This is a genomic window from Streptomyces hawaiiensis (assembly GCF_004803895.1).
Lineage (GTDB): Bacteria > Actinomycetota > Actinomycetes > Streptomycetales > Streptomycetaceae > Streptomyces > Streptomyces hawaiiensis.
The window spans coordinates 7,105,611-7,116,912 of record NZ_CP021978.1; the positions used below are offsets into that span (position 1 = coordinate 7,105,611).

11 protein-coding genes are annotated in these 11,302 nt (G+C 73.1%); 9 read left to right on the forward strand and 2 right to left on the reverse strand.

The window, feature by feature from the left end:
• The first annotated feature begins 63 nt into the window (after nucleotides 1-63).
• From CEB94_RS32610 to CEB94_RS32620, 3 genes are all read left to right on the forward strand, one after another.
• Nucleotides 64-885, forward strand: coding sequence for an AIM24 family protein (locus CEB94_RS32610; RefSeq protein ID WP_175435594.1), 822 nt, complete (start codon nucleotides 64-66; stop codon nucleotides 883-885).
• A gap of 93 nt (nucleotides 886-978) precedes the next feature.
• Complete coding sequence (locus tag CEB94_RS32615; RefSeq protein WP_175435595.1) at nucleotides 979-1,605, forward strand: dihydrofolate reductase family protein; 627 nt, start codon at nucleotides 979-981, stop codon at nucleotides 1,603-1,605.
• 107 nt (nucleotides 1,606-1,712) lie between these two features.
• Nucleotides 1,713-2,108, forward strand: a complete 396-nt coding sequence (locus CEB94_RS32620; RefSeq protein WP_175435596.1) for a ribonuclease domain-containing protein — start codon at nucleotides 1,713-1,715, stop codon at nucleotides 2,106-2,108.
• 38 nt (nucleotides 2,109-2,146) lie between these two features.
• Here CEB94_RS32620 and CEB94_RS32625 read toward each other — a convergent pair whose 3' ends face one another.
• The gene (locus CEB94_RS32625; RefSeq protein WP_175435597.1) at nucleotides 2,147-2,344 is read right to left on the reverse strand and encodes a hypothetical protein; all 198 of its coding nucleotides are present in this window, start codon (nucleotides 2,342-2,344) and stop codon (nucleotides 2,147-2,149) included.
• A 234-nt stretch (nucleotides 2,345-2,578) separates the two neighbouring features.
• Here CEB94_RS32625 and CEB94_RS32630 point away from each other — a divergent pair, with 234 nt between their 5' ends.
• Complete coding sequence (locus CEB94_RS32630; RefSeq protein ID WP_175437247.1) at nucleotides 2,579-3,796, forward strand: sensor histidine kinase; 1,218 nt, start codon at nucleotides 2,579-2,581, stop codon at nucleotides 3,794-3,796.
• Nucleotides 3,797-3,901: 105 nt separating this feature from the next.
• Nucleotides 3,902-4,579 (forward strand): response regulator transcription factor, encoded by a 678-nt coding sequence (locus CEB94_RS32635; RefSeq protein WP_175435598.1) that lies wholly within the window; start codon nucleotides 3,902-3,904, stop codon nucleotides 4,577-4,579.
• A gap of 15 nt (nucleotides 4,580-4,594) precedes the next feature.
• On the opposite strand, the gene CEB94_RS32640 is transcribed toward CEB94_RS32635, so the two are convergent.
• Nucleotides 4,595-5,617, reverse strand: coding sequence for a Gfo/Idh/MocA family oxidoreductase (locus CEB94_RS32640; protein WP_175435599.1), 1,023 nt, complete (start codon nucleotides 5,615-5,617; stop codon nucleotides 4,595-4,597).
• A gap of 128 nt (nucleotides 5,618-5,745) precedes the next feature.
• Here CEB94_RS32640 and CEB94_RS32645 point away from each other — a divergent pair, with 128 nt between their 5' ends.
• The 4 genes from CEB94_RS32645 (at nucleotide 5,746) to CEB94_RS32660 (ending at nucleotide 11,277) form a co-directional block, all read left to right on the forward strand.
• Nucleotides 5,746-6,483, forward strand: coding sequence for a GntR family transcriptional regulator (locus tag CEB94_RS32645; RefSeq protein ID WP_175437248.1), 738 nt, complete (start codon nucleotides 5,746-5,748; stop codon nucleotides 6,481-6,483).
• A 149-nt stretch (nucleotides 6,484-6,632) separates the two neighbouring features.
• Entirely contained in the window at nucleotides 6,633-7,781 is a 1,149-nt protein-coding gene (locus CEB94_RS32650) for an ROK family glucokinase (RefSeq protein WP_031134383.1), read from the forward strand.
• Nucleotides 7,778-8,359, forward strand: coding sequence for a sugar kinase (locus tag CEB94_RS32655; RefSeq protein ID WP_175435600.1), 582 nt, complete (start codon nucleotides 7,778-7,780; stop codon nucleotides 8,357-8,359). Before CEB94_RS32650 ends, CEB94_RS32655 begins: the two co-directional genes overlap by 4 nt.
• Nucleotides 8,360-8,445: 86 nt before the next feature.
• Nucleotides 8,446-11,277 (forward strand): DEAD/DEAH box helicase, encoded by a 2,832-nt coding sequence (locus CEB94_RS32660; protein WP_175435601.1) that lies wholly within the window; start codon nucleotides 8,446-8,448, stop codon nucleotides 11,275-11,277.
• Nucleotides 11,278-11,302: the final 25 nt, after the last annotated feature.

Sequence of the window (11,302 nt, forward strand, 5' to 3'; positions counted from 1 at the left end):
AGCGTGTTCACCGGTCCGGAGCAGATGCGGAACCTTTCGATCCGCTTCCTGCGTTCTCCGGGCGTGACCCTTCAGCAAGAGATCGTCGGCAACGCCATGCAGATGGCGGTCGTCAGCCTGCAGCCCGGCCAGACGGTGTACTGCGAGGCCGGAAAGTTCCTGTTCAAGACCACGAACGTGACCATGGAGACCCGCCTGGGCGGCCCGTCGGGCGGCGGCGGTCAGCAACCGCAGGGCCCGGGCGGCGCCGGCGGCATGGGCGGGCTGCTGCGCCAGGCCATGGGCACGGCCATGCAGGCCGGCCAGCGCGTCCTGGCGGGCGAGTCACTGGCCTTTCAGTACTTCACCACCCAGGGCGGCGAGGGCACCGTCGGCTTCGCGGGAGTGCTCCCCGGGGAGATGCGCGCCCTGGAACTGGACGGTACGCGCGCGTGGTTCGCGGAGAAGGACGCCTTCGTGGCCGCCGAGTCCACCGTCGACTTCGGCATCGCCTTCCAGGGCGGCCGTACCGGCAGGAGCGGCGGCGAGGGCTTCGTCCTGGAGAAGTTCACCGGGCGCGGCACCGTGATCATCGCCGGTGCCGGCAACTTCATCGACCTGAACCCGGCCGACTTCGGTGGCCGCGTCGAAGTCGACACGGGCTGCGTCGTCGCCTTCGAGGAGGGCGTCCAGTACGGCGTGCAGCGCGTCGGCGGACTCGACCGCCAGGGCGTGATGAACGCCGTCTTCGGCGGCGAGGGCCTGTCCCTGGCCACCCTGGAGGGCAACGGCCGCGTCATCCTGCAGTCCCTCACGATCGAGAGCCTCGCGAACGCCCTGCGCAAGGCCCAGGGCGGCGACAAGCAGGGCCCGACGGGCGGGCTGTTCTCCACGAACGCCCCATGAGCGGGCGTTCGGCCCAGCGATGAGTTGCGGGTGCCGGCGGGGTCTGAACCGATGACAGCGGATCCCGTCCCACCCGGAAGGAAGGCACCCGCCATGGGCAAGCTCGTCTCCACCCTCTTCGTCACACTCGACGGCGTCTACCAGGCCCCCGGCGGGCCGCAGGAGGACACCCGCGGGGGCTTCACCCACGGCGGCTGGAGCTTCCCGTACGCCGACGAGGACTTCGGCCGGTTCATCGGCGAGGTCTTCACCCGCCCGGGCGCCTTCCTGCTCGGCCGCCGTACGTACGACATCTTCGCCACCTACTGGCCCAAGGTGACCGACCCCGGCGACCCGGTGGCCTCCCCGCTCAACTCCCTGCCGAAGTACGTGCCTTCCTCGACCCTGACGGACCCGCCGTGGGCGGGCACGACCGTACTTTCCGGCGACCTCGCCGCAGAGGTCGCCGCCGTGAAGGAACGCACCGACGGCGAGGTCCAGGTGCACGGCAGCGGCGCCCTCGTCCGGTCCCTGCTGGCGCTCGACCTCGTCGACACCCTGCACCTGCTGACCTTCCCGGTCGTGCTCGGCTCCGGGTTCCGGCTGTTCCCGGAGGGCGCCGTACCGACCGCGTTCGAGCACGCCGGCGGGAGCGTCACCGGCGCGGGCGTCTCGATCCAGACCTATGACCTGAAGGGCCGCCCGGAGTACGGCGAGTTCGCACTGCCGGAGGACGCGTAAGGGCGCCGCAGCGCGAGTGAACTCCCCGCGAACTCACGGGGCTTCACAGGAAATTCTCCAGGCTTGTCATTGACATGCCAGCATCTACGCGCGTCATGATGAGCGTCATGAAATTCCCCCCACGCGCCTCGCGGCTCGGCGCAGCAGCCGCCCTTCTGTCCGCCCTCCTCGTCGGCGGAACCGTCTCCGCGACCACGGCCGACGCGGCCCCCACCGCCGTCGGCGACATCTGCTACAGCGCCCTGCCGTCCCAGGCCCACGACACCCTCGACCTGATCGAGCGAGGCGGCCCCTACCCGTTCGACCAGGACGGCACCGTCTTCCAGAACAGGGAAGGCATCCTGCCCGGCCAGTCGTCCGGCTACTACCACGAGTACACGGTCATCACCCCGGGCTCCTCCACCCGCGGCGCGCGGCGCATCGTCACCGGTGAGGAGAACCGGGAGGACTACTACACGGCCGACCACTACGCCTCGTTCGACCTGGTCGACTACGGCTGCTGAGCCCTCCCGGGGCCGCGGGCCGGACGTCCGTGCGCCACTCAGACGGACTTCCGGCTCCCGGCCGCCGCGAACAGGGCGACGCCCAGCACGAGCAGCGTGACGCTCGCGTAGACCTCGTAGCCGTCGAGGAACCCCAGGCGCTGCACCAGGCCCCAGTTCCAGTCGGTGAACTCGTGCACCAGGCCCGCCACGCCCTGGACGAGGGCGAGGAAGCCGAGAATCTCTACCTGCTTCACGCGGCCAGCCTCGTCCCGCGGGCCCCCACGCACATCGCCCGCGGGACGGGCACCCGGGGACGGAAGTCCCCGCTCCGGCGCCGCGGCCGCGTCGAAAGTCTGCGACGTGACGACTTTGGTCGACGATCCCGCCCGAGGGCGGGTGGGACGGGCTTCGGCTGCGTAGATTTGTCGCTCGTGAGTGGTCACGACGTGGGGCACGCCTCCCCGGTACCGGTGGGAGAGACGCCCGCACTGTTCACCGGGCGCAGATGGTTCTTTCCGTCGGCCCTCCTTCACGAACTCGACCCCGACGCCGCACGGTCCGGGCGGCGGCCCCGGCGTACCGCCCGCGACTGGGTCGTCGACTTCTCCTGCTTCCTGCTGGCCGTGGTCGTGGGAGCGACCGCCATGGAGGCGCTCGCCGACAACCCCCATGTGCCGCAGGGACTGGCCGTCGTCGATCAGGTGGCCGGCGCGCTGGCCTGCGCGGCGGTCTGGCTGCGGCGCCGCTGGCCGCTGGGGCTCGCCGTGGCGATGACGCCCGTCACCTTCGTCTCGGACACCGCGGGCGGCGCGGGCCTGATCGCCCTGTTCACCCTCGCCGTGCACCGCCCCTTCCGGTACGTGGCCTGGGTGGGCGGCATCAACACGGCGTTCGTCCCGCTCTACTACTGGCTGCGCCCCGAGCCCGACATCCCCTACCCGGTGGCCGTGCTCTTCGCCGGGCTGCTCACCGTGGCGATCGTCGGCTGGGGCATGTTCGTCCGGGCCAAGCGGCAGCTCATGGTGAGCCTCAGGGACCGTGCCCGGCGCGCCGAGACGGAGGCGCGGCTGCGGGCCGAGCAGGCGCAGCGGCTCGCCCGCGAGGACATCGCCCGGGAGATGCACGACGTGCTCGCCCACCGGCTGACCCTGCTGAGCGTGCACGCGGGCGCCCTGGAGTTCCGGCCCGACGCGCCCCCGGCGCAGACGGCGCGGGCGGCGGGCGTGATCCGGGAGAGCGCGCACGAGGCACTGCAGGACCTGCGGGAGATCATCGGCGTGCTGCGGGCGGGCGAGTCCGACGACACCGGCCGGCCGCAGCCGACGCTCGCGGCGCTGGACACCCTGGTCACCGAGTCCCGCGAGGCCGGCATGAAGGTCTCCCTCGACCAGCGCGTCGAGGATTCCGCCGACGTCCCGTCCTCCGTCGGCCGCACCGCCTACCGGATCGTTCAGGAGGGCCTGACCAACGCGCGCAAGCACGCCCCCGGCACGGAGGTCACGGTGACCGTCACCGGCGCACCGGGCACCGGCCTCACCGTCGGCGTGCACAATCCGCCGCCCGAGGGCGAGGTGCCGCCCGTCCCCGGCTCCGGCCAGGGCCTGATCGGCCTCACGGAGCGGGCGACCCTCGCGGGCGGCCGGCTGCAGCACGGGCACACACCGCAGGGCGGCTTCGAGGTACGGGCGTGGCTGCCGTGGGGGTGAGCACGTCTCGCCCCGCCGCCCGGCCGTCAACCCCGCGCGCGGGGCGGGGCGTTGGCACCGGCTTTCCGGGCCCGCCGCCGGGCCCGGCCGTGATTACGTAAGCCCATGACTGCGATCAGACTGCTCCTCGTCGACGATGATCCGCTGGTGCGGGCCGGGCTGTCCTTCATGCTGGGCGGCGCCGACGACATCGATATCGTCGGCGAGGCCGCCGACGGCACCGAGGTGGAGGCCCTCGTCGACCGCACCCGCCCGGACGTCGTGCTCATGGACATCCGGATGCCGACGGTGGACGGTCTCACGGCCACGGAGCGGCTGCGCGCCCGCGAGGACGCCCCGCAGGTGGTGGTGCTCACCACGTTCCACGCCGACGAGCAGGTGCTGCGCGCGCTGCGCGTGGGTGCCGCCGGGTTCGTCCTCAAGGACACCCCGCCGGCCGAGATCGTCGCGGCCGTGCGCCGGGTCGCGGCCGGCGACCCGGTCCTGTCGCCCACGGTCACCCGCCAGCTGATGCGGCACGCCGTCGGCACCGCCGCCGACACGCGCCGCACCCGCGCGCGGGAACGCATGGCCGTCCTCAACGACCGGGAGCGCGAGGTCGCCGTCGCGGTCGGCCGCGGCCTGGCCAACGCCGACATCGCCAGCGGCCTGTTCATGAGCGTCGCCACGGTGAAGACGCACGTCTCGCGCATCCTGGCCAAGCTCGACCTCAACAACCGGGTGCAGATCGCGCTGCTCGCCTACGACACGGGGCTCCTGGAGGAGGAGCAGGAAGAGCACTGACCGAGGGGCTCGCCGTCAGGCCAGCGCGGGGGAGGCGCCACCGGCAATCTCCGCGAGGTGCACCGGCCTGCGCTCCCGCCGCGAGAGCTCGCACGCCTCGGCGACCCGCAGCGCCTGCAGCGCCTCGCGCCCGTCGCAGGGGTTGGCCCGCTCACCCCGTACGACTTCGACGAACGCGTTCAGCTCCGCCTCGTAGGCGGGACCGAACCGCTCCAGGAAGCCCGTCCACGGCTTGTCCGCGGCCGGCGGCCCGGTCGGCTCGGTGGATGCGATCGGCGTACGGTCGTCCAGGCCGACCACGATCTGGTCGCGCTCCCCGGCGAGCTCCATACGCACGTCGTAGCCGGCCCCGTTCATCCGGGTCGCCGTGAGGGTGGCGAGCGTGCCGTCGTCCAGGGTGAGGAGCGCGGCGGCGGTGTCGACGTCGCCCGCCTCGCGGAACATCCGGGGACCGGCGTCGGACCCGGCGGCGTAGACGTCCGCCACCTCCCGGCCGGTCACCCAGCGCACGACGTCGAAGTCGTGGATCAGCGTGTCCCGGTACAGCCCGCCGGACAGCGGCAGCCACGCGGCGTCCGGCGGCGCCTGGTCGCTGGTCAGGGCCCGCACGGTGTGCAGCCGCCCCAGCCGGCCGGACCGCACGGCCTCGCGCGCGCCCGTGTAGCCCGCGTCGAAGCGCCGCTGGAAGCCCATCTGGAGAACCGTCCCGGCCGTCTCGACCTCGGCGATCGCGCTCAGGGACCCCGGCAGATCGAGCGCGATGGGCTTCTCGCAGAACACCGGAAGACCCGAGCGTGCTGCCCGACCGATCAGTTCGGCGTGGGCCGACGTCGCCGTCGTGATCACCACGGCGTCGACCCCCCAGCGGAAGATCTCCTCCACACCGGGCGCCGCCGTCTCGCCCAGCCGGTGCGCCAGGTCCTGGGCCCTGGCGGCGTCCGCGTCCGTGAGGATCAGGGAGCCGACGTCGCGATGCCGACTGAGCGTGTTCGCGTGGATGGTGCCGATGCGGCCCGTACCGATGACGCCGATGCGCATGGAAACAAACTGCGTGCACAGCCCGCCGCTGTCAATCGCTATGTCCGGACAATCTGACTACACGACTTCCCGTCAACAACGCACGGAGCTACGCTCGGCCCGTGCCGAAACCAGAAGTGGACCCGACCGTGCAGCTCGAGCTGAGCGTGGACCGCAGCTCTCCCGTGCCGTTGTACTTCCAGCTGTCCCAGCAGCTGGAGGCCGCGATCGAGCACGGCACGCTGACCCCAGGCAGCCTGCTGGGCAATGAGATCGAACTCGCCGCCCGGCTCGGCCTGTCCCGGCCGACCGTCCGCCAGGCCATCCAGTCGCTCGTCGACAAGGGTCTCCTCGTACGCCGCCGCGGCGTGGGCACCCAGGTCGTGCACAGCCAGGTCAAGCGCCCGCTGGAGCTCAGCAGCCTCTACGACGACCTGGAAGCGGCGGGCCAGCGCCCGGCCACCAGGGTCCTCGTCAACAAGCTCGTCCCGGCCTCCGCCGAGATCGCCGCCGCACTCGGCGTCGCCGAGGACAGCGACGTCCACCGCGTCGAGCGCCTGCGCCTCGCCCACGGCGAGCCCATGGCCTACCTCTGCAACTTCCTGCCCCCCGCCCTCATCGACCTCGACACCGACCAACTGGAGACCACGGGCCTCTACCGCCTGATGCGAGCGGCGGGCATCACCCTGCACAGCGCCCGCCAGTCGATCGGCGCCCGGGCGGCGACGACGGAGGAGGCGGAGCGGCTGGCGGAGGAAACGGGGGCACCCCTGCTCACCATGCAACGCGTCACGTTCGACGACACGGGCCGCGCGGTCGAGTACGGCACACACACCTACCGCCCGACGCGCTACTCGTTCGAGTTCCAGCTCCTGGTACGCACCTGATTTTTCAGGGGCGCGGGGCTGTGTCGATGCGCGGCTCCGCCGCGTGGGCGCGAGCAACCCACCACTCACCCGCACCCGGCAATGATCCGTACCACCCCGCCCCTGCCCCGCTCCGCACAGCACCCCACCGTGAGGCAGAATCGGGCGCGATGAGCACCTACCGCGACTTCACCGCCCCCATCGGCTCCCGCCGTGCCACCGCGCTCCGCACCGTCGGCACCCGGGAGCGCCGCTCGCACCTGACGGCCCCCCGCGTGCCCACGGTCGGCATCGACATCGGCGGTACGAAGGTGATGGCGGGCGTCGTCGACGCCGACGGCAACATCCTGGAGATGCTCCGCACGGAGACCCCGGACAAGTCCAAGAGCCCCAAGGTCGTCGAGGACACCATCGCCGAGCTGGTCCTGGACCTCTCCGACCGGCACGACGTGCACGCCGTCGGCATCGGTGCGGCCGGCTGGGTGGACGCCGACCGCAACCGGGTGCTGTTCGCCCCCCACCTGTCCTGGCGCAACGAACCGCTCCGCGACCGCCTCTCGGGCCGGCTCTCCGTCCCCGTCCTCGTCGACAACGACGCCAACACCGCCGCCTGGGCCGAGTGGCGCTTCGGCGCGGGCCGCGGCGAGGACCACCTGGTGATGATCACCCTCGGCACCGGCATCGGCGGCGCGATCCTGGAGGACGGCCAGGTCAAGCGCGGCAAGTACGGCGTCGCCGGCGAGTTCGGCCACATGCAGGTCGTGCCCGGCGGCCACCGCTGCCCGTGCGGCAACCGCGGCTGCTGGGAGCAGTACAGCTCCGGAAACGCCCTGGTCCGCGAGGCCCGCGAGCTGGCCGCCGCCGACTCGCCCGTCGCCTACGGCATCATCGAGCACGTCAAGGGCAGCATCGGCGACATCACCGGCCCGATGATCACCGAGCTGGCCCGTGACGGCGACGCCATGTGCATCGAGCTGCTCCAGGACATCGGCCAGTGGCTCGGCGTCGGCATCGCCAACCTCGCCGCCGCCCTCGACCCCTCCTGCTTCGTGATCGGCGGCGGTGTCTCGGCCGCCGACGACCTGCTGATCGGCCCGGCCCGGGACGCCTTCAAGCGGCACCTCACCGGCCGCGGCTACCGCCCCGAGGCCCGCATCGTCCGGGCCCAGCTCGGCCCCGAGGCCGGCATGGTCGGTGCCGCCGACCTGGCCCGGCTGGTCGCCCGCCGCTTCCGCCGCGCCAAGCGCCGCCGCGTGGAGCGGTACGAGCGCTACGAGCGGTACGCGCAGTCGCTCCGCAGCACCCAGGAGACGCTGTGACCGCTTCCCTGCCCCACCAGGGCCCCTGGCCCGACGATCCGGACCGCCCGGTCGAGGACCGCCGCCACATGATCCGCCGCAGGGCCCTCACCCTGCTGATCATCGTGCTGCTCATCGGCATCCCGGCCGGCTACCTGGTGATCTCCGCGAACCAGAGCCGCGACAGCGGCAAGGACAAGGAGGCGAAGTACTCGGCGACCGGCCTGACCGAGGGCTGGCCCTCCAAGCTCCAGCGCCGGATCTACCAGGTGCCCGTCCCGCACCCGGCCTGGCACGTGGCGTACTACGAGACCAACAACTGGAAGACCAGCCGCCTCTACACCCAGTTCGAGACCAACGCGGCCGGCCTGGACGCCTACCTGACCGGCCTGGGCGTGACCCGCGCGGACATGAAGAAGGGCCACATCACCATCGGCGCCCGCGACCGCAAGGTCACCGGCTGGAAGTTCGCCACGACCGACTCCTGGTACGGCTTCGTCCACCGCCAGAAGAACCCGGCACCCACCCACGACGTCGTCCTGGACCTGTCCAACCCGGCGTACCCCTGGGTGTACGTCGTGTCCCGGACCGTGCCCTGAGCCCGCTGCCGGGACCGATTGTCAGAGCCCGCCCGTAGAGTCGGAGACAACTGATCCGACACACGGGGCGGGAGGTGGCAGGACGTATGGGAGAGACGGCTCTGACGGCCGAGCGGGCGGCGGACGCCACGGTCCCGGTCCGGCTCCCTGCCGTCTTCCTGCCCGCGCCCCTCCCGCGCGAGGGGCGCGTCGTGTTCTGGGACCCCGACGGCGAGCCACTGCCCGCCCAGGACACCGAGCTGACCGTCGTACGACGGCACGGCGCGGGAGTCCGGCGGCGGACCACCCCGGCGCTGTCCCTCCCGCTGGAGACCGCCCTGCCGCTCCTGGTGCGCGCCCGGCACGACCCGGCGGCCCACCCCGCCACCGCCTGCTGGGGCGCCGCCGCGCTGCACGCCCTGCGCCTCACCGCCCGCGGCCGGCTGCTGCCCGGCCTCACCTCCACGGGCCACGACGCCTGGCGCGCCGGCCCCCTCGACCCGGACGACATCGCGCACCTGCGCGCGGTGGCCGCCGCCCTGCCCCACGAGGGCCACGCCGTGCCGCTGCCCGGCCCCGGCCCGGTCCGGCTGCCCGAGCCGGAAGCGCTGGTGCGCGCCTTCCTGGACGCCGTCGCCGACACCCTGCCCCGCACCCCGGCCGCGCCCCACACCTCCGGCAGGCCCTTCGCCGCCCGCGAGGCCCAGCACCTGCCCACCGCCCACGACTGGGCCGCCGAGGTCGCCGCCGGCATGGACGCCGGCGTGCGGATCTCGCTCCGCCTGGACCTGTCGGCGTACGACCTGTTCGACGACGCCTTTGACGGCGGTGCCCGCAGCGCCGGCGCCGCGATCGTCCAGGTGCACAGCCTCGCCGACCCCACCCTCGTGGCCGACGCGGCGGCCCTGTGGGCGGGCGAGGCCGACGACGCCTTCGGGCCCCGCGCGCGCGTGGACGCCGCCCTCGCCGTCCGCCGCGCAGCCCGCGTCTGGCCCCCGCTCGACCGGCTCGCCGACCAGGACGTGCCCGACGTGCTGGCCCTGACCGAGGACGAGCTGAGCGATCTGCTCGGGGTCGCGGCGACCCGGCTCGCCGCGGCCGGGGTCGCCGTGCACTGGCCGCGGGACCTCGCGCAGGACCTGTCCGCCGCGGCGGTGGTCCGCCCGGCCCCCGGCTCGGCGACCGACGGCACCGGCTTCTTCGAGAGCGAGGACCTCCTCCAGTTCCGCTGGCAGCTGGCGCTCGGCGGCGACCCGCTCACCGACACCGAGATGGACGCCCTCGCCGAGGCCCACCGCCCGGTCGTCCGGCTGCGCGACCAGTGGGTGCTGGTCGACCCGGCGCTCGTCCGCAAGGCCCGCAAACGGGACCTGGGACTGCTCGACCCGGTTGACGCGCTGTCCGTCGCCCTCACCGGCACGGCCGACGTGGACGGCGAGACGGTCGAGGCCGTCCCCGTCGGCGCGCTGGCCGCCCTGCGCGACCGCCTGACCGCGGGGATCCGCCCGGCCGAACCGCCCCCGGACCTGCGTGCCACCCTGCGGGACTACCAGCTCCGGGGCCTGGCCTGGCTCGACCTGATGACCACCCTGGGCCTCGGCGGCTGCCTCGCCGACGACATGGGACTCGGCAAAACCGTCACCCTCATCGCCCTGCACCTGAAGCGGGCCCGACGCGAACCCACCCTGGTCGTCTGCCCGGCCTCCCTGCTTGGCAACTGGCAGCGGGAGATCACCCGCTTCGCCCCCGGCGCGCCCGTCCGCCGCTTCCACGGCCCCGACCGCAGCCTCGACGGCCTGGACGGCGGATTCGTCCTCACCACCTACGGCACCATGCGCTCGGCTGCTCCCGCCCTGGCCGAGCGCACCTGGGGCATGGTCGTCGCCGACGAGGCGCAGCACGTCAAGAACCCCTACTCGGCCACCGCCAAGGCGCTGCGCACCATCCCGGCCCCCGCGCGCGTCGCCCTGACCGGCACGCCCGTCGAGAACAACCTCTCGGAGCTGTGGGCCCTGCTCGACTGGACCACCCCGGGCCTCCTCGGCCCGCTCAAGTCCTTCCGCGCACGGCACGCCCGAGCCGTGGAGAACGGCGAGGACGAGGAGGCGGTGGAGCGCCTGGCCCGCCTGGTCCGGCCCTTCCTGCTGCGCCGCAAGAAGTCCGACCCGGGCATCGTGCCCGAGCTGCCGCCCAAGACGGAGACCGACCACCCGGTCCCGCTCACCCGCGAACAGGCCGCGCTGTACGAGGCGGTGGTCCGCGAGTCGATGCTCGCCATCGAGACGGCCGAGGGCATGCCCCGCCGGGGCCTGGTGCTGAAGCTCCTCACGTCGCTGAAGCAGATCTGCAACCACCCGGCGCTGTTCCTCAAGGAGGAACACACCTCGGCCGCCGGCGACCGGCTCGCCGCCCGTTCCGGCAAACTCGCCCTGCTGGACGAGCTGCTGGACACACTGCTGGCGGAGGACGGGTCCGCCCTCGTCTTCACCCAGTACGTCGGGATGGCCCGCCTGATCACCTCCCATCTGGCCACCCGCGCCGTCCCGGTCGACCTCCTCCACGGCGGGACGCCGGTTCCCGAGCGGGAGCGGATGGTGGACCGCTTCCAGGCCGGTTCGACGCCGGTCCTGGTGCTGTCGCTCAAGGCGGCCGGCACCGGCCTGAACCTCACCCGCGCGGGCCACGTCGTGCACTTCGACCGCTGGTGGAACCCGGCCGTCGAGGAACAGGCCACCGACCGTGCCTACCGCATCGGCCAGACCCAGCCGGTGCAGGTCCACCGCCTCATCACCGAGGGCACCATCGAGGACCGCATCGCCGAGATGCTCCAGTCCAAGCGCGCCCTGGCCGACGCGATCCTCGGCTCCGGCGAGTCCTCCCTCACGGAACTGACGGACCGGGAGCTGTCCGACCTTGTGTCCCTGCGGAGGGCGTCATGACCCCCCGCCCCGCCGACGAGGCCCG